The sequence below is a fragment of the Sporosarcina sp. SAFN-015 genome (assembly GCF_059415085.1).
The window spans coordinates 510,388-528,013 of sequence record NZ_JBPFDR010000001.1 but is presented as its reverse complement, the minus strand read 5'-3'; the positions used below and the strand labels follow the sequence as shown (position 1 = coordinate 528,013).

The 17,626-nt window shown below is 45.6% G+C and carries 17 protein-coding genes; 12 read left to right on the top strand and 5 right to left on the bottom strand.

The genetic code is table 11. The features are described 5' to 3' along the window. Window positions 1–259: 259 nt before the first annotated feature. On the bottom strand, window positions 260–895 hold the full coding sequence (locus ACR65H_RS02445; RefSeq protein ID WP_440498469.1) for a PspA/IM30 family protein: 636 nt from the start codon (window positions 893–895) through the stop codon (window positions 260–262). A gap of 13 nt (window positions 896–908) precedes the next feature. Beyond that, window positions 909–1,262 carry a lmo0954 family membrane protein gene (locus ACR65H_RS02440; RefSeq protein WP_440498468.1) on the bottom strand — a complete coding sequence of 118 codons (354 nt, stop codon included), beginning with the start codon at window positions 1,260–1,262 and terminating at the stop codon, window positions 909–911. A 199-nt stretch (window positions 1,263–1,461) separates the two neighbouring features. On the opposite strand from ACR65H_RS02440, the gene ACR65H_RS02435 reads away from it, so the two are divergent. The 11 genes from ACR65H_RS02435 (at window position 1,462) to ACR65H_RS02385 (ending at window position 13,794) form a co-directional block, all read left to right on the top strand. Further along, entirely contained in the window at window positions 1,462–2,610 is a 1,149-nt protein-coding gene (locus ACR65H_RS02435; RefSeq protein ID WP_440498467.1) for a thiolase family protein, read from the top strand. Between the two features lie 268 nt (window positions 2,611–2,878). Next, window positions 2,879–3,646: a 3-hydroxyacyl-CoA dehydrogenase gene (locus ACR65H_RS02430; protein WP_440498466.1), complete on the top strand. Its 768-nt coding sequence runs from the start codon at window positions 2,879–2,881 to the stop codon at window positions 3,644–3,646. A 12-nt stretch (window positions 3,647–3,658) separates the two neighbouring features. Beyond that, entirely contained in the window at window positions 3,659–4,807 is a 1,149-nt protein-coding gene (locus ACR65H_RS02425) for an acyl-CoA dehydrogenase family protein (protein ID WP_440498465.1), read from the top strand. 108 nt (window positions 4,808–4,915) lie between these two features. Then, window positions 4,916–6,538, top strand: coding sequence for a long-chain fatty acid--CoA ligase (locus tag ACR65H_RS02420; protein WP_440498464.1), 1,623 nt, complete (start codon window positions 4,916–4,918; stop codon window positions 6,536–6,538). 205 nt (window positions 6,539–6,743) lie between these two features. Continuing rightward, window positions 6,744–8,027, top strand: coding sequence for a DUF4139 domain-containing protein (locus ACR65H_RS02415; protein WP_440498463.1), 1,284 nt, complete (start codon window positions 6,744–6,746; stop codon window positions 8,025–8,027). 346 nt (window positions 8,028–8,373) lie between these two features. After that, entirely contained in the window at window positions 8,374–8,985 is a 612-nt protein-coding gene (locus tag ACR65H_RS02410) for a DedA family protein (protein WP_440498462.1), read from the top strand. Window positions 8,986–8,988: 3 nt separating this feature from the next. After that, window positions 8,989–9,816: an undecaprenyl-diphosphate phosphatase gene (locus tag ACR65H_RS02405; protein ID WP_440498461.1), complete on the top strand. Its 828-nt coding sequence runs from the start codon at window positions 8,989–8,991 to the stop codon at window positions 9,814–9,816. A gap of 241 nt (window positions 9,817–10,057) precedes the next feature. Further along, entirely contained in the window at window positions 10,058–10,759 is a 702-nt protein-coding gene (locus ACR65H_RS02400; protein WP_440498460.1) for a response regulator transcription factor, read from the top strand. Further along, window positions 10,749–12,092 (top strand): sensor histidine kinase, encoded by a 1,344-nt coding sequence (locus ACR65H_RS02395; RefSeq protein WP_440498459.1) that lies wholly within the window; start codon window positions 10,749–10,751, stop codon window positions 12,090–12,092. The genes ACR65H_RS02400 and ACR65H_RS02395 overlap by 11 nt, the downstream gene beginning before the upstream one ends. A gap of 58 nt (window positions 12,093–12,150) precedes the next feature. Then, window positions 12,151–12,882, top strand: a complete 732-nt coding sequence (locus ACR65H_RS02390) for a PepSY domain-containing protein (protein ID WP_440498458.1) — start codon at window positions 12,151–12,153, stop codon at window positions 12,880–12,882. Window positions 12,883–12,969: 87 nt separating this feature from the next. Continuing rightward, window positions 12,970–13,794: a PepSY domain-containing protein gene (locus tag ACR65H_RS02385; protein WP_440498457.1), complete on the top strand. Its 825-nt coding sequence runs from the start codon at window positions 12,970–12,972 to the stop codon at window positions 13,792–13,794. 88 nt (window positions 13,795–13,882) lie between these two features. On the opposite strand, the gene ACR65H_RS02380 is transcribed toward ACR65H_RS02385, so the two are convergent. Together ACR65H_RS02380 and ACR65H_RS02375 are read right to left on the bottom strand one after the other, a co-directional pair. After that, window positions 13,883–14,917, bottom strand: a complete 1,035-nt coding sequence (locus tag ACR65H_RS02380) for an AI-2E family transporter (protein WP_440498456.1) — start codon at window positions 14,915–14,917, stop codon at window positions 13,883–13,885. Between the two features lie 201 nt (window positions 14,918–15,118). Then, complete coding sequence (locus ACR65H_RS02375) at window positions 15,119–15,853, bottom strand: MBL fold metallo-hydrolase (RefSeq protein WP_440498455.1); 735 nt, start codon at window positions 15,851–15,853, stop codon at window positions 15,119–15,121. A 94-nt stretch (window positions 15,854–15,947) separates the two neighbouring features. Between ACR65H_RS02375 and ACR65H_RS02370 the strand changes: the two genes are divergently transcribed. Further along, window positions 15,948–16,190: a glutaredoxin family protein gene (locus ACR65H_RS02370; protein WP_440498454.1), complete on the top strand. Its 243-nt coding sequence runs from the start codon at window positions 15,948–15,950 to the stop codon at window positions 16,188–16,190. 226 nt (window positions 16,191–16,416) lie between these two features. Here ACR65H_RS02370 and ACR65H_RS02365 read toward each other — a convergent pair whose 3' ends face one another. Continuing rightward, window positions 16,417–17,499 carry a CdaR family transcriptional regulator gene (locus tag ACR65H_RS02365; RefSeq protein WP_440498453.1) on the bottom strand — a complete coding sequence of 361 codons (1,083 nt, stop codon included), beginning with the start codon at window positions 17,497–17,499 and terminating at the stop codon, window positions 16,417–16,419. Window positions 17,500–17,626: the final 127 nt, after the last annotated feature.

The following is a 17,626-nucleotide window of genomic DNA, read 5'->3' as shown; positions in this document are numbered from 1 at the left end:
ATCATAAAACTCTGTGGGTGATCATAAATCCTTGCGAGTGATCATAAATCCTTGCGAGTGATCATAAATCCTTGCGAGTGATCATAAATCCTTGTGAGTGATCATAAATCCCTGTGAGTGATCATAAAACTCTGTGAGTGATCATAAAACTCTGCGAGTGATCATAATCCCCAATGAGTGATCATAAACCCCTGTGAGTGATCATAAAACTCGGCAAGTTTTCATAAATTCCCGCAAATGATATACATGCACTTCTATATTACACAATTTCCGTTTTGTTTGCGGTACTTTTTTCAAGCAATTCCAATCTTCTTTCCATTGATGATACTTCATACTCGCGGTTGATCTTGCCGCCGAGATTTTCGATATACGCATTCATTTCCTCGACGCTTGAAACTTGCTTGTCGCCATTTTCAGGCGAGATGAATTGATCCATGCGGCGATGGGCGCGTGTGACGTTTTCTTTTCCCATCAATTGCAGCTGGCGGACTTTCATATCTTTCACTTTATGTTTCATTTCCTCAAATTTCCGTTCCAACGCGAACATTTCCTCAGAGGATTGCGTAATGCTTGCTGCTAAATCCGTTGCCCGAGTTTCGTATGCATGGATTTCATCTTCGGCGAATGCGACCAAATCCTCTTCACCAGTCGAGCGGGCAAGCTCAGCTTGACGACGTCGTTTCTCTAGCATCGCCTCAGCTTCCGAGAATTCCTTTTCAAGAGCGACTTTCAATTTCCCTTGGCGCTCCAACAGCTTGCCGACCGATTCAGTCTGCTTTTCCGCTTCCTTAATATATTGGTTCAACATCGCAATCGGATTTTTCGCTTCCTTTTTATCAAGCACGGAATGCAAATCCGCTTGCACCGTATATTTCAATCTGTTCCATAAACTCATTGTAGTTTCCTCCTTATTTTGTAATTTCATCCCATTGACGTTCGAAGTTGACGAATGGATCATCGGAATACTTAGCTTCAATTACATTGTCATCTTTACGGTCATTCCATTTACGCCATACATAGTAGACACCGAGCAAAGCAATGATGCCGATGAATGCAGGGACGTTTGAAACGGCTGTCACCAATCCGATGAGCAAAACAACTCCCCAGAACAGTTTCAGGAATGTGGAGTCACTCTTCCTGTAATAATGGAAGCCTGCAAAAGCAATCGCGCCGGAAATAGCTAGTGCCAAAATCGATCCTAAGTTTGCGAGAACAACGATTGCTGCCACTATGCCGAGTGTCGCTAAACCAATTTTTTTCATATTGTTGTTCCTCCTTTCGTTGTATCTACATCTTACAATGGGAATCGTCTCGTCCAAACGGGCGCAATGCGGATATTCATCTACGACTTGAGACTGATTCCGTCCTAGGGACCTTGAAAATGCTATGGATATTGATAGCGCTTTCCTGTAAGCTATAACTATATGAACTATCAATCAATTCAGAGAACGGGGTGTCGATATGAGAGAAGTGGTCATTGTCGAAGGGGTGCGGACAGCTGTCGCAAGGCGGAAAGGCGGCTTTTCGGAATATCGTCCGGATGAGCTCGCGGCAGTCGTACTTGAAGAACTGGTGGCACGCGCGGGAATCGACAAAAGCGAAATAGAAGATGTCATTTTAGGCTGCGTCACGCAGTCGGGTGAACAAGGGGGCAATATTGCGAGGACTGCCGCTTTAATTGCAGGCTTTCCCGTCCACGTGCCGGGTGTCACAATCGATCGGCAATGCGGATCGAGCCAACAAGCCGTCCATTTCGCCTCACAAGCGATTGCTTCAGGGGATATGGACATCGTCATTGCAGGAGGAGTCGAAAGCATGACGAGGACGCCGATGTTTTCGAATATGGGGGACGCCAAACCGAGTCCGAAGCTGACGGAGAAGCATGAAATCATCAACCAAGGATTATCCGCGGAACGCATTGCGAAACAATGGGGACTGTCACGTGAAGAGCTCGACCGTTTCGCATACGAAAGCCATCAGAAAGCGATCCGGTCCATTGAAGAAGGCAAATTTGATGACGAAATCGTGCCGGTTGCTGTGAATCACGTCGATGGTGAAGTGGAAACCGTTGCAAGAGATGAAGGCCCGCGTCCAGATTCAACGCCCGAAGCATTAGCCGGCCTGAAAACGGTATTTGATGAAGATGGCGTCATCACCGCCGGCAATGCGAGTCAAATGAGCGACGGTGCGTCCGCTGTCTTGCTTATGTCCAAGAAGAAGGCGGAGGAGCTCGGGTTGAAGCCGCTTGCGCGGATTGTCGCGCGGACGGTTGTCGGTTCTGATCCGACATTGATGTTGACTGGTCCGATTGAGGCGACAAAGAAGGTATTAGTGAAGGCGGGACTTTCAATTGAGGACATGGATATATATGAAGTGAATGAAGCATTTGCCCCAGTGCCGCTTGCATGGTTGAAGGAAACAGGCGCGGATCCTGAAAGGTTGAATCCGAACGGAGGAGCGATTGCGCTCGGTCATCCGCTTGGCGCTACAGGAACGAAATTGCTCGTGTCGATGGTGAAGGAACTGCAGCGTACGGGTGGGCGATACGGACTGCTCGCCATTTGCGAAGGGATGGGAATGGCGAACGCAACAATTATTGAACGTTTGTAGCTTTCAAAAGCGAAGGTGACTGTTTAGCCCCGACAATTAGGGCGAAGATGTGCTCGTAACGCTTTGCTATTACTCGCAAACGCCGTTCTTCGTAACAGCGTTCGCTGGAAGGCTTGATCACAAGGCGCTCTTGCCCTTGTGCGGAAGGCAGTCTAAAACCGTCGCATCCTGCGACAACGACTGCATGACCCGCGTCGTGCGGGCCTAAGCGACTCGAGGGGCTGGTCACCGTAGTCTGGATGGAATCGATCTAAAGGGGGATGAACGAATGGAAATGCATGAAATCATAGCGATTGTCACAGGGGGAGCTTCCGGTTTAGGGGAGGCGACGACTCGGCGGATTGTATCGGCAGGTGGGAAGGTCGCCATTTTCGATATGAATGAAGAACGTGGAAAGGCGTTAGTCGACGAGTTGGGAGACAATGTTTTATTCCTAAAGACGGATGTGACGAGTCCGGACAATGTTGAAGCGAATGTGGCGGAAGCTGTGTCCGTATTCGGAAAGGTGACTGCCGTCGTCAACTGTGCTGGCATCGCGACACCAGGGAAAGTTGTGTCCAAAGGCGGTCCGATGGTACTTGACCGTTTTGAACAAGTGATTCGTGTCAATTTGACAGGAACCTTTAATGTAATCCGGGTGGCGGCTTCCGCCATGATGGGCAATGAACCAAACTCGGACGGTGAGCGGGGAGTCATCGTAAACACTGCATCCGTGGCGGCATTCGAAGGGCAGATCGGACAGGCGGCTTATAGCGCATCGAAAGGCGGAGTCGTCGGAATGACTTTGCCGATTGCCCGAGAATTCGCTGGATACGGCATCCGTGTCATGACAATTGCACCTGGACTAGTTGAAACGCCACTCTTCGCGGGACTACCGGAGCCTGCACGCAATGCGCTTGAGGAGTTGACGTTATTCCCGAAACGGCTTGGTCGTCCCGAAGAATACGCGCGGCTCGTTGAAAGCATATTCACGAATCCACTATTAAACGGGGAGACGATCAGGCTGGACGGAGCAATCCGGATGCAGCCGAAGTGAGGGGGTAGTTTGATGGCGCGTTATCGATTTGAAACAGATGAACATGTCCTATTCAGGGAGACGCTTCGGAAATTCCTGTCGAAGGAAGCGGTTCCCCATTATGAGGAATGGGAAAAGAACCGGCTCATTCCTGTCAGTTTTTGGCGGGAGCTCGGGGAAATGGGGTTTCTATGTCCGCAAGTGGAGGAGCAGTATGGCGGTCTTGGCCTTGATTTCAGCTTTGGGGTTATCATCGGGGAAGAGATGGAGCGGGTCGGCGCGGGCTTGACGGGGGTAGGCCTGCATAATGACATCGTCGTTCCGTACATCGAATCGTACGGGATGGAAGAACAGAAGAAGCGTTGGCTTCCGGGGTGCATCACCGCTGATTTTATTACAGGCGTAGCAATGACGGAGCCTGGAACCGGTTCGGATCTCGCTAACATTCGGACGACTGCCATCAAAGACGGCGATCATTATGTCGTAAATGGGCAAAAGACGTTCATTACAAACGGTGTGAACGGGAATTTGTTCCTCGTTGTCGTTAAGACGGATCCACAAGCTGAGCCGAAGCACCGAGGCATCAGCCTGCTCATGATTGAGGAAGGGTTGCCCGGGTTTACGAAAGGGCGGAAGCTTGATAAGGTCGGCATGCACTCGCAAGATACCGCGGAGCTTTACTTTGAGGATTGCCGAGTGCCCGTCGGCAATTTGATTGGCGGAGAAGGGAAGGGCTTCGGCTGCTTGATGGAGAAGCTCCAGCAGGAAAGGCTGCTTGTTGCGTTGTCTGCACAGACCGCTTCGGAAGATATGCTAGAAATGACGCTCGACTATGTGAAATCTCGGGAGGCGTTTGGCAAGCCGATTGGTTCATTCCAAAATACGCAGTTCAAACTTGCGGAAATCGCGACGAAAGTGGAGCTCGGAAAAGCGTTTCTTGAATCGCTCATCGAAGATCACCTGGCCGGTAAGGACGTTGTGACGAAAGTGTCTATGGCGAAATATTGGATTACCGAAACAGCGCGCGAGATTTCCGGGGAATGCATGCAGCTGCATGGGGGATACGGCTATATGGAGGAATATAAAATCGCACGAAGGTATCGCGATATTCCGGTCGCTTCGATTTACGCCGGGACGAATGAAATTATGAAGATGATTATCGCGAAGAATATGGGGCTTTAGGAGGGAATAGCAGAAAGCCTGTCCGCATATGATTGGGTGGACACAGCGACTGCAGGGAATGGTTGTACATGTTTCACACTATAAAAGCGCAAAAGGGGAGCGATTCAAATGATGCAAACACCATTATTACTGTCATCGTTCATTAAAAGAGCTGAGCAATTTTTTCCGAACAAATTGATCATCTCTCGTACGGGACCGGATACGATTCATCGTATTCCATACAGTGAATTTGCGAAGCGGACGAGGAAGCTGTCGAACGCCTTGACGAAACTCGGGATGAAGCACGGAACGAAAGTTGGAACCTTCGGTTGGAACCATCATCGCCATTTGGAAGCGTACTTCGGTGTACCGAGTACAGGCGCGATCCTTCATATGGTGAATATTCGCCTGGCGCCGGAGCATTTGGCGTATGTCATCAACCATGCAGAAGATGAGATCATGCTTGTGGATGATAATCTTTTTCCTCACTTCGAAAAGCTCGCACCGCTTCTAAAGACGGTGAAGCATATCGTCATCATGGGCGATAGCACGGATGTGCCGGAAACGACGCTTGAAAATGTTCATTCCTATGAAGCGCTGCTAGCGGAGGCATCGGATCAGTATGACTATCCGGAAGACTTGGATGAAAACACACCTGCCGGAATGTGCTATACGTCAGCAACGACGGGCAATCCGAAAGGGGTCGTGTACACACATCGGGGTATCGTCCTTCATAGTTTTGCACTCGGATTGGCGGATGCGATGGGACTGCGTGAAAGCGATGTCATCATGCCAGTCGTGCCGATGTTCCACGTCAATGCATGGGGGATGCCGTTTGCCGCAGTTTTCTACGGTTCGACGCAAGTGCTTCCTGGGCCAGGCTTTAATCCGCAGCTATTGCTAGATTTGATTGAGCAGGAGAAAGTGACGTTAACGGCAGGGGTGCCGACGATTTGGCTTGCAGTTTTGAAAGAGCAAGAGCAAAATCCGCGTAATCTTTCAACGCTACGTGGAATTGTCAGCGGCGGTTCAGCATCGCCGAAAGGCTTGATTCGTGCATTTGAAGAGAAGCTCGGTGTACCGTTCTACGTCGGATACGGGATGACTGAAACGTCGCCACTCGTCAGTTTGTCGGTCTACACATCCGGCATGGAGGACTTGCCGATGGATGAACGGATTGATATCCGGGCGTTGCAAGGATTGATCATGCCTGGGCTTGAAGTGAAGGTTGTTAATGAAGACGGCGAAGTGCCGTGGGACGGCAAGACGATGGGCGAACTTGCGGTACGCGGTCCTTGGATTGCGAGCGAATATTACAAGGACGACCGGACGGCGGAGGCGTTTAAGGACGGATGGCTCTACACGGGTGATATCGCCGTCATGACAGATATCGGTTATTTGAAGTTGATGGATCGGACGAAGGATTTGATTAAGAGCGGAGGAGAATGGATTTCGTCCGTAGATTTGGAAAATGCTCTAATGACGCACGAAGCCGTGTTCGAGGCGGCTGTAATCGCGGTTCCACACGAAAAATGGGTGGAACGGCCGCTTGCCTGTGTCGTCTTAAAAGAGGGCAAATCGGGGGACGACTCGATGAAAGCTGAGTTGCTTTCCTATTTGGAAGGACAATTCGCGAAGCTGTGGGTTCCAGATGATGTCGTATTTTTGGATGAAATTCCGAAAACATCCGTCGGCAAGTTCTTGAAAGCGTCCTTGCGCGATCAATTGAAAGGCCATGTGTTGGAAGTGTGAAATGAGGCCATCCGCTTTTTCTGAGCGGATGGTTTTTTGATGGCGTGGTGATAAAGTGCCGAGAGTCGGTGATGAATTTCCTCAAGGCGGTGTTAAACTTTATTCCACTCCGCCGCATTAATTCCACGAGAAAAGGGAATAGCGTATAGGGAGCATATGCAATGGAAAGTGGAAACGAATGTTCAAACAAATAGGAGGTTTTACTATGCTGAACCGAATTCCGAAATCCCAGACGACTGCCTGTTCCCTTACCGTTTACAATGATGGCTTTGCGCTAGTGAAAGATACACGTTCCATTCCACAATGTGACGAAAATGATTCCGTCCATTTTGTTGGAGTGTCGAGGAAGTTGAAGCCCGACTCCATCATTGTCGAGGGTTTGGATGTATCGGAGCTTGTTTATGAATATGATTTAATGGATGAATTAAGGATCTTTGAAAGGTACTTAGGCCATGAGCTGACAATTAGAGATCCGTATGCCAAACAGGATCGGAAGTATACATTGCTGCGCGGAAATGGTCCGATCGTCTTGCAGGATGTGGAGACGAAAGAGCTTATTATCAATCCGAAAGGCGAGCTGCGATTCCCGGAACTGGAAGGCGGGAATCATGTGGAGCCGACGCTCGTTTGGAAAGTTGCCGAGCAGCGAAGCGACGAAGTTTGTGTATCGTATTTGACGGGCGGTGTTTCGTGGGAAGCGGATTATGTCATTTCCATGCATGGAGATCGTTTCGACTTGTCGGGTTGGCTGACGATGAAAAATTATTCGGGTGTCTCTTTTAATGATGCGACGCTTCGTCTCATTTCTGGTAAACTAAGCAAGGCTGGCAATGAAAACGAAGAGAAAAGTGCTGAACTGTCGAGACGCGAACAACACAAAACGGAAGCTTTTTCTGATTTCCATACGTACACGTTTCCGCGGGAAATCGATTTGGAAGATCGGCAACAAAAGCAGCTCCGCCTACTGTCATCCGCCAATTCAAAAGCACGTGTCATTTATGAAATTAACGAACAGACATCGAATCCAGACATCTTCATTGAATTTGATAATACGGCAGAGAATGGACTCGGTTTTCCATTGCCGGCAGGCGTTTTTAAGATGTACCGGACAAATCCGGATGATGGCAGTGCGGAGTTCATCGGTGAATATGCGATTAAGCATACAGAAGTTGGTGAAAAAGTCCGTTTGAAATCAGGAGAAGCGTGTGACATCGAAGTGACTGCCAAGAAGTCGGGCAAGTATAAGGAAGGTGGATACGAGTACACCGAATACGAATATAGCATTTGCAATACGAAAGGTACACCGGTCGAAGCGGTCATCCGTCAACAAGTTCCAGGTCACTTATGGACGGTGGCTGAATCGACGCATGAATGGCAGAAGAAGCGAGATAAGATTTTGCTGCCTGTCGAGGTGCCGGTCGGGGTCGAGGAAAAAGTGAAGTTCACAATCCGTCACGATCGAGCTGCAAGGAGGACAATTGGTTTTTAACGAATAATATTTCAAGTCATGCATATATCAAGAAAATGTGGAAAACACCTGTAGTTGGGGATAAAACCGGCGTTCAGGTGTTTTTTTATTCACATGTGGATAATATTCAATCAAAACACTTCATTTTTCAGAAATTATAAACATATAAACAGTTTTACCCACAGTTTTCAGTGCATAAGTCCACTTCGCCATACTTATCCACCACCATTCCATTCATATTCTTCTATTTTCACACGTACAATCCAACAGGAAAGATTGAAACTTCCAAGTCGATATCGACGTCTCATAAAGACGTCTGATAGAATGGACATGTAATTGAATTTTTTCAGCAGGCAAGGAGAGTGCAATGGAAAACTGGATAACGGAATTCATTGGAGAGCACGGATATTTCGCAGTTTTATCTCTGCTTTTAATAGAAAACTTATTTCCTCCAATTCCATCGGAAATCATTTTAACCTTTAGTGGATATGCAACAGGTTTTACAACGATGACGAGGATGGGTGTCATCATCGCTGCCACAATTGGTGCAGTCGTCGGTGCGATGATTCTATATAGTGTCGGCTTGCTCGTTGATGTAGCTAGACTTGAGAAGTTTGTTGACCGATGGGGTCGTTGGCTGCGGCTATCGAGAAAAGATTTACGCAGAGCCGAAAAATGGTTTGAAAAGTATGGTCCTTGGACAGTGTTCTTTTGCCGTCTCGTTCCGCTCTTGCGTAGTCTGATTTCCGTTCCTGCTGGGATGGCACATATGAATTTCCTGCTGTTTATCACATTGACAACGATCGGAAGCTTAATTTGGAATACGATTCTTGTTACAATAGGTTTTGCGGTCGGTGAAAATTGGGAATCGATCGTTCATTATATGGACGTCTATTCTAATATTGTTTACGCACTATTAGTAATTGGCGGAATCGCGGTTTGTATCGGGTATATCCGATTCCGTAGAAAGAGGGCATAGTGGATGGATTTATTTGAATTAGTAAAGGCGTTGATCCTTGGATTTGTTGAGGGGATGACGGAGTTTGCGCCGGTTTCCTCGACAGGACATTTAATTATCGTCGATGATATGTGGTTGAAGTCGGAGGAGTTTCTCGGCAAATATCCGGCAATCACATTTAAGATCGTTATTCAACTAGGATCAATTTTAGCTGTAGTCGTTGTATTTTGGAAGAGGTTGCTAAGCCTCGTCGGACTCTATCAGGTGGACGACAAAAAGATGGGCAATCGATTTAACTTGCTGCATGTTATTGTAGGTATGCTTCCTGCAGTCATTTTTGGATTTGCGTTCAAGGACTTGATTGATGATTATTTATTCGGCGTCGAGACGGTCATTTTCGCACTTGTCGCTGGGGCACTTCTGATGCTTGCGGCAGACAAGTTCGGACCGAAACGACCGAAAGTGCAAACATTGGACCAGATTACATATCGGCAGGCATTCACTGTAGGGCTTGTCCAATGTTTATCGTTATGGCCAGGATTTTCACGGTCAGGTGCGACAATTTCCGGAGGCGTCCTGTTTGGAATGAACCATAAAACCGCAGCGGACTTCACGTTCATCATGGCGGTTCCCATTATGGCGGGTGCAAGTCTCGTATCGGTCTTGAAAAACTGGGAGTATATGTCGATGGATCATCTTTCATTTTACATCGTCGGTTTTCTGAGCGCATTTGTATTCTCGCTCATTTCAATCCGCTTCTTCTTGAAGCTTATTTCGAAAATTAAGCTAGTGCCGTTCGCGTTATACAGAATTTTTCTAGCAATCATCTTAGCGGCAATCGTATTTTTATAATGCTTAGTAAGGCAAGTAGCAATAGCTAGGAATTTCCACAGCCTGATTGAAAACGCTTGCCAGCCTAGGCGCGAAGTGGAGCGAATACGCGAATAGAACTAAAGTTCATGAGCGGACGAGCGAGACGAGCAACAACGGATGCGAGCGTTTGTCAACAGGCTGTACGACTCTTTAATGGGTCGTTTTTTTATTATCAGAACAATTTTCTGCTACACTAAAGGAAAAAGTGGTGGTGATGAACTTGAGTGAGCATATTTTGATTGTTGAAGATGAAGAAGCAATCGCGCGCGTTCTTCAATTGGAGCTTGAGTTTGAAGGTTATTCGGTCGGCGTCGCTCATACGGGCACAGATGGCCTTATTAAATTCAGAGAGCAGGAGTGGGATCTTGTGCTACTGGATCTCATGCTGCCCGGCATGAACGGGTTGGACGTGCTGCGGCGAATTCGAGCGGCGGAAGACGGTACGCCTGTTATTTTATTGACAGCGAAAAGCGATGTGGAAGATAAAGTGACGGGGCTCGACTTAGGAGCGAATGATTATGTCACGAAGCCATTTGAAATCGATGAATTGCTCGCTCGTATACGTTCAGCTCTACGGATATCCCAAAAGAGAACGATTGTGAAAGATGAATTTCTTCATGAGTTTGCAGGATTGTCAATCCATGAGCAGTCCCGTGAAGTGAAGCGGAATGGCGAATTGATCGATTTGACGCCGAGGGAATATGATTTATTACTTCATTTGATAAGACATCCGAAACAGGTACTTTCGCGGGAACAGTTGCTAGATGCGGTTTGGGGCTTTGACTATTACGGCGACACGAACGTAGTTGACGTCTATATCCGGTATGTCCGAAAGAAAATCGATCAACAGAATGAGCCTTCTCTCATTCAAACGGTCCGGGGTGTCGGGTATGCATTAAAGGAACCGGTCCATGAAACTTAAAAAGAAGATATATGTCTTTTCGACTCTTTTAATGTTTATCCTTCTCGTGCTCGCGAACATTCTAATCTATTTTCTTTTCGAAAGGATGTCCCATAACACGGAATATGAGCAGTTGATTGGCAGGGCTAAGGAACTGACCTCGGCATTGAGCAAATTGGAAACTGAGATGGATGCTGACATTCTATTACGTGCATTCATTCCTGCTAATGGTGCCATTTCTATCGTAGACAGCAATAATAAGCCGCTCATTAATGTTCAGTCTTTAGCTGGACTCGGAAAAGTCGGCGGCGATGTGAGTCCAAGCAATTCATATACGATTGACCGATTCGAAGGTACGGAAGCGCTATCCATTTCGATGCCGATCATATGGCCGACAGGTGAAGTTGTCACAATGAGAATGACACAGTTGCTGACAGACGTTGAGAAAAATATGCAGGTTCTGAAATATGTTTTGATTGGTGTTACAACATTTGCAATGATCCCGATCACCCTTTCTAGCATGACACTCGGCAGGATTGTAACACAGCCTATCGAGAATCTAATAAGGGCGATGGATAGAAGCAGGCAATCGGGTACGTATGAAAAATTGACCGGCGTAGTAAATGGGAATGACGAGCTGGCGAAAATGGAAAGAACGTTCAACGAGATGATGGAGCAATTGGAACAAAACTATATGAAGCAGGAGCAATTCGTCTCGAACGCTTCCCATGAATTAAAAACGCCGTTGACCGTAATTGAAAGTTACTCCCGTTTATTGGCAAGGAGGGGTTTCGAGAATCGGGAAGTCGTCGATGAAGCGCTAAATGCAATTATTTCTGAAACAGGCAGGATGAAAGAGATGATTGCACAGATGCTCGAGTTGGCGAAAAGTAGTGGTTCCGAGTTGTTTGAATTTGCTGAGGTTGACTTGACGCAATTGTTGGAGGCTGCAGTTAAGCCGTTAAGACAGGCATATGGAAGAGACATTGTGATTGAGGCGGCAGGACCCGCAATCGTCGAAACGGATGGGAAGTTCGTGAAGCAGCTGCTGTTCATACTCCTTGACAATGCGCGGAAATATAGCGATCGAGAAATTTTCACTTCTATCGTTGACAAGGAGTCTGAAGTGGAAGTTACCGTTAAGGATTTTGGAAAAGGAATTCCCCAAGCGGATTTGCCGCATATTTTTGATCGTTTTTATCGAGTGGAATCGGATCGTAGCCGTAAGACGGGCGGAACAGGGTTGGGACTTTCCATTGCGAAGGAAATTGCTGACGGACTTGGTGCTGCACTAACAATTGAAAGCGTCGTAGACATGGGGACGGTTATTCGGGTTTTGATTCCGAAAAGGTGAGGCTCTCAGTGAATTTTAATGTTAGGACGGTAAGATGAAAGAAAGGAGGGTTTTCTGCATGAACATATGGAAAAAGCCTTGGTTCATCCCGATCGTTTTGACAATCCTCATAGTCGTTGCGGGGCAGTTGTATACGGCGGGTAAGCTGACGAAGGCTGAGACCTTGCCGGAACAGGAAATACGATCCCAATTATCGATGATTTACGGTGGGAAAGTGCAAGAGCTTATGTTGGATGGATCTATATATAAAGCGAAAGTATCAAAAGCAGGGGCTGAATATGATGTGGAAGTCGATGCCGGAACGGGCAAAGTCCTTTCACTTATTCAAACGAAAGAGTCAACGAATACCGATATCGTGATGGAGACAGATGAAGGGGGAAAAGCCCAAACTGTTGAGGTATCGCCTGATGAAAAAGGCAATGCGGATAGCGAGATAACGAATGAAGCGGATAATAAAGCTGCAGACAGCAAAGTGACGGATAAGGCAGAAGGTAAGACGGAAGTGCCGAAGCAAAATACAAATGAGGCACCTAAGCAATCTAAGCCGGCAAATCAGGAAAAGCCGCAGAAAACGGTTTTCATCTCTGAGCATGATGCGGAAAAGATAGGATTGTCCCAATTACCGGCTGGTATGATCGGCGAAGTCGATGACGTGGACTTTGTAAATTCAACTGATGGCGGCTATTACTTAGTACAAATCGAGATTGACACGGAAGATGACATGGATGAAGTAACGTATCAAATCCATGCGATTTCCGGCAAAGTAATAACGGTCACTTGGGATGAGTGATTCTCATCGAATTCTAATAATCCTCTCAATGTCCTCTCATCTTCGCGGGGTACTATGAAGATAGAAGGAAATAGGAGGAGAACAAACATGAAAAAGTGGATGCTGATTCCAGCGATGGCTGGAGTTGTAGCAATCGGTGGCGTTGCGTTGGCAGATGACTCGGTGCCAAGCGTTTCAAAGCAGGCAGATAAGATGATTTCATTGCAGGATGCGAAACAGATCGCCACTGACAGAGTGAAAGGCGGCGTCGTGACAGAAATCGAGTTGGATAAAGACGATGGCTGGTACCATTTTGATGTGGACTTGAAAGATGAAAAATACGAATACGATTTAGAAGTGGACGCATTCACGGGAGAAATCACCAAGTTTGAAAAAGAAGTAGAAAAGAACAGCAAGCAAGCAGGGTCCGGCAAGGTGATGACGAAAGAGGAAGCAATCGCTCTTGTGAAAAAGAAAGTAGTTGGGACAGTCAAGGAGATTGAGCTTGATACAGATGACGGTCGTAAAGAATATGACATTGAAATGAAAGACGATCATTTCAAATACGAAATTGAAATAGATGCAGAAACAGGAGAGTTCTTGAAATTCGAAAAAGAACGGTACCGGAGCGCGAAACTAGCACAGCCACAAAACAAAGTAAAAGCGCAAACTGAAAAGGTAGCGGCTTCTACACTACAAGTTGTTGAACCAACAAAAGAAAAGCAAGCTGTGAAACAAGCTGACAAAAAGACATTGCTGACGAAGGAGCAAGCAATCTCCATCGCCAAGCAACATGCAAGTGGTGTCGTAACTGATTTCGAGTTGGATGACAATGTCTATGAAATCGAGATGGAAGACGGCGACATTGAATACGACCTGGAAATCCATGCCTACACAGGCGCAATCCTTTCATTTGAACGGGATGATGATTAAGTAACTGAAGCAATTCGTCAAAAAACATAAAAACAGAGCCGGTAGCTGCCATACTACCGGCTCTTTTGTTGCATTTCTACTATTCCCGTTAGATTTCTTTATTAAATTCGGAAATCTGTTCCGGTTCTTTGTTTGTCACATCGAGGATGTCCAGCAGGAAAACAAATACCGGTATCCCGATAATTAGTCCCCAAACGCCAAAGAAGTTCTGTGAAAAAATAAGAACGATGAACGTATAAAACACCGGTAAATCCGTTTTGGAAGACATAAGCTTCGGATTTAAAATATATGCCTCGATAGCATGAATGACCATGATTGCAATGAGCAAGTAGACGACAGTTAAATATCCGCCGATTGTAAATCCGATAAGTGAAAGCGGTATTAGTGAAATAATGACGCCCGCAACAGGAATGAGCCCTAGGAAGAAAATCATGATGGCCAATCCGATAATTTGCGGGAAGCCAAGCACCATTAATACGATGACAGTCAAAATAGTATTAATAAACGCGATAATGAACTGCGCTTCGATTACTTTACCGAATGTACGGGAAAATTTCTTGCCGAAAAATTCAATTTCAAAATAGAATGGGGCAATCTTACTGTTCTTAAATTTATTCGTGAATTCTATTAAACGTGGTTTTTCAAGAAGGAAAAACAAGCTCAAAATGATGGCGATAAGTACTTGAACGCTCGTTTTACTAATATCCGTAAACGATTTTAGTAAAAACGAAAATCCGTTTTCCACATAACCTTTAATTTGTTCGCTGGAAATAATAGATTCGAGAAAAACAAGCAATGGATTGTCATGCGATTGTATGGAGAAGCTCGTAATTTGTTTAATAAGCTGGCTAATTTCCATTGTGATAATAGGTAAATATTTGACGAGGCTAATAGACAAAATACCGACTATCAAAGTATAGAGGAGTATCACGGTCAACTTATGATTTAACCGCAGACGTTTACCTGTAAAATCGACAAGACGATTCATTAAAAACGAGAAAATAAAGGTGAGCAAGATTAAATTCATCATACTCCGTACACTGTAGAGAATTAAAATGATCAAAGCGAAAATAATGATCCGCTTCACTTCTTTTTTTCGGAATAAAGCCGATATCGAATCCATATAAGCAAGTACCTCTCATATCCAATTAATATGCAAAATTTGAACCTTTACTAATAGTATCCACTTGTCATAAAAAGATTACAAGTAGGAAACCTCTCATTTTTACTAGTATACGTGACTTTTTGTCATTCTATAAGTCAATTGGAAAAAATCCTTTGCTTTATGGTTAAAATTCCTTTGAATTTATGCAAAACGTTCCTATTAAACTTCGTATTCCTTCCCGACGACTGCCAATTCAGCATGTCCTTCATATACTCCTTTTGCCGCATCTAAAATATCTTCAGGATTTCCGTGCAAAGGTAGATGTGTCAGCACCAATCGTTTCGCACCCGTCATTTTGGCAAGTCGTCCCGCCTCGCTTCCCGCCATATGCCCCGGTGCTTTCCCGAGATGCTCCTCGTACAAGTTCGCCTCGCTAATTAAAAGGTCTGTTCCGCTCGCAAATTTGACGAGTTTGTCACTCCATTCCGTATCAGCTGTCAATGTGACGGAACGGCCGTCTACCTTGAACTTCATTGCTAAACAATAGACGGGGTGGATTGTCTCGCAGAATGAAACTTCAAAAGGCCCGATATGTACAATATCCGTTTCTTGTATAGCAACGCCGATTGTCTGTTCCTTATGCGATAGCTGTGCAAAATGCTCTTCGTCTCGATCATGTGCGTAAATCGGCAATACAGTAGACGGTTTTCCGAGATAGTAGTTAATGAGCCTACTATATTGCAGGCTGCCGATGTCCGCGATATGATCCGCGTGATAATGGCTTATAACAACTGCATTTAACTTTTCCAACGGTACATAATTTTGCAAGGAAGCAAGAACGCCGCTGCCGCAGTCGACGAGGCAATGAAACCTGTCATGTTCAATCAAAAAAGAGGATGTGGCCCCGTTCGCTTTCGGATAGCCGCCCCAAATCCCAACTGGAATTACTTTCATTTTTACCGCACCTCCGTGAAATCCATTTGTTTGCTTTCATACCGGCTAGGGTATATTATGCTAAGTGTAATCAAAAAATAAAGGAGAGATGAAAATGTCGAATTCACCTATAGCTACAGTGTACACTACGAGTACTTGCCCATACTGCACAATGATGAAAAATTATTTGGATGAACAAAATATCCCATATCGTGAAGTGAACGTGCAAGCGGACGAGGAAGCTGGCCGCAAGCTTGTAGAAACGACAGGCCAAATGGGAGTTCCACAAACTGAACTAAACGGTAAATGGATCCTAGGCTTTGACACAGAAGCTGTCCAAGCAGCTTTGAAAGGGTAAGTGATTTGAAAAAGCCCTTTCTTGCTATCAAATCATGCTCAATCAAAACTTCTGAAACATGTTATCCGAAAATATGTGTCGGCCATATTGCGCTCTTCCTCACAGGAGTTTTTCTTGTAATTATGGAGCTAATGAACTGAAAAAACCCTCATCGACCTGAAAACGTCGATGAGGGTTTTTACATGTAAATGGGAATCCTATACATGAGAACTGTAAAATTCCCTTTTTAATCACTCCGCACTAGCAAAGCAACTTGGAATAGGACTGCATCGCGGAATCGGGTAGGGTCCAATGATGTCAGCTCCTTCACTTTCCGCAACCGATAGGCCAGTGTATGACGGTGGATGCCAAGAGCGTAAGCCGTTTCACCGATTGCTTGATCATGCTCGAAAAATGTTTCCAACGTTTCTATGAGCTGCTTGTTCACTCCGGCTAAAATTCGGTCGGCAAAGCTTTCCTTCAATTGGGACGGGCAGCTTTTCAAAAGGGTGATCAGTTCGATGTCATCATAGTAGTAATGGATTAGCTCATTCGAATGCCCGTACTGGATTGCGTATTTTGCTGTTTCATACGAATGGGAGATGCCTTCCAAGTTTTTTACAGGCAACCCGACGCCGATTTCGACGGAGGAATTCTTTTGGAATAAAGCAAGGATTTTCTGCAGCTTCAATTCAAGCAAGGACATTTTCACGTCGGACAGAACGATGAACAACTCATTCAATTGTGAATGTCCGATCAGGGCCGTATTTCTCTCGAACTGCTCTTCCATCGTTTCAATTAATCGTTGAGGAGATTCAGGCAAATTATTTGTTTGCACTAAGAGCGTCAAATAAGGTTCGGTCATATTGAATTCCAATAAGGCAAGCCGGTCGATGACAATCGGTGAAAGGGGGCCGCTGTCGATCAGCTCTTCAAAAACGAGTTCCTTGATCTTCCGCTTCCATTCCGACTCCGATGTAATGAGTGCTTGGTGGACCATCATTTCGGTCGTCAATTGAACGAGCGTCGCAATGTCGTTTAATTCTTTCGGATTGCCGGTAATACCGATGACGCCGATCAATCGGTCCTTATAATAGATGGGCATGTTTACGCCAGGCTTTGCTCCATGCCAATCCAATATATTCTCATCATCTATCCAAAGCGGTCGTCTCGTTTTAGCGACATGTGCGGCCCCTTCATGGATGCGGTCGATGCGCTCTTTTTCGCCGGAAGCCAAAATCATTCCATTCGTATCCATCACATTTAAATTCCTGTCCAACCTGAACATCGTTTGTTCCACTATTTCTTCTGCTAGCTTCTTCGTAATCAAGAAACCACCCCCATGTATAAAAAACAACTTTATTTCCACGTGAAACTTATACACCAAGTATAATGTATTTTTGTTTTCAAAACATATAATTAAATGAAAGCGTTTTATTAATTTGTAGGAGGTGCTT

Excerpts from the sequence above, each read along its gene's own strand:
- ACR65H_RS02445 (WP_440498469.1), bottom strand. The coding sequence starts at position 895 with ATGAGTTTATGGAACAGATTGAAATATACGGTGCAAGCGGATTTGCAT.
- ACR65H_RS02390 (WP_440498458.1), top strand. The coding sequence starts at position 12,151 with ATGAACATATGGAAAAAGCCTTGGTTCATCCCGATCGTTTTGACAATC.
- ACR65H_RS02435 (WP_440498467.1), top strand. The coding sequence starts at position 1,462 with ATGAGAGAAGTGGTCATTGTCGAAGGGGTGCGGACAGCTGTCGCAAGG.
- ACR65H_RS02405 (WP_440498461.1), top strand. The coding sequence starts at position 8,989 with ATGGATTTATTTGAATTAGTAAAGGCGTTGATCCTTGGATTTGTTGAG.
- ACR65H_RS02370 (WP_440498454.1), top strand. The coding sequence starts at position 15,948 with ATGTCGAATTCACCTATAGCTACAGTGTACACTACGAGTACTTGCCCA.
- ACR65H_RS02410 (WP_440498462.1), top strand. The coding sequence starts at position 8,374 with ATGGAAAACTGGATAACGGAATTCATTGGAGAGCACGGATATTTCGCA.
- ACR65H_RS02440 (WP_440498468.1), bottom strand. The coding sequence starts at position 1,262 with ATGAAAAAAATTGGTTTAGCGACACTCGGCATAGTGGCAGCAATCGTT.
- ACR65H_RS02420 (WP_440498464.1), top strand. The coding sequence starts at position 4,916 with ATGATGCAAACACCATTATTACTGTCATCGTTCATTAAAAGAGCTGAG.
- ACR65H_RS02430 (WP_440498466.1), top strand. The coding sequence starts at position 2,879 with ATGGAAATGCATGAAATCATAGCGATTGTCACAGGGGGAGCTTCCGGT.
- ACR65H_RS02380 (WP_440498456.1), bottom strand. The coding sequence starts at position 14,917 with ATGGATTCGATATCGGCTTTATTCCGAAAAAAAGAAGTGAAGCGGATC.
- ACR65H_RS02375 (WP_440498455.1), bottom strand. The coding sequence starts at position 15,853 with ATGAAAGTAATTCCAGTTGGGATTTGGGGCGGCTATCCGAAAGCGAAC.
- ACR65H_RS02425 (WP_440498465.1), top strand. The coding sequence starts at position 3,659 with ATGGCGCGTTATCGATTTGAAACAGATGAACATGTCCTATTCAGGGAG.
- ACR65H_RS02385 (WP_440498457.1), top strand. The coding sequence starts at position 12,970 with ATGAAAAAGTGGATGCTGATTCCAGCGATGGCTGGAGTTGTAGCAATC.
- ACR65H_RS02395 (WP_440498459.1), top strand. The coding sequence starts at position 10,749 with ATGAAACTTAAAAAGAAGATATATGTCTTTTCGACTCTTTTAATGTTT.
- ACR65H_RS02415 (WP_440498463.1), top strand. The coding sequence starts at position 6,744 with ATGCTGAACCGAATTCCGAAATCCCAGACGACTGCCTGTTCCCTTACC.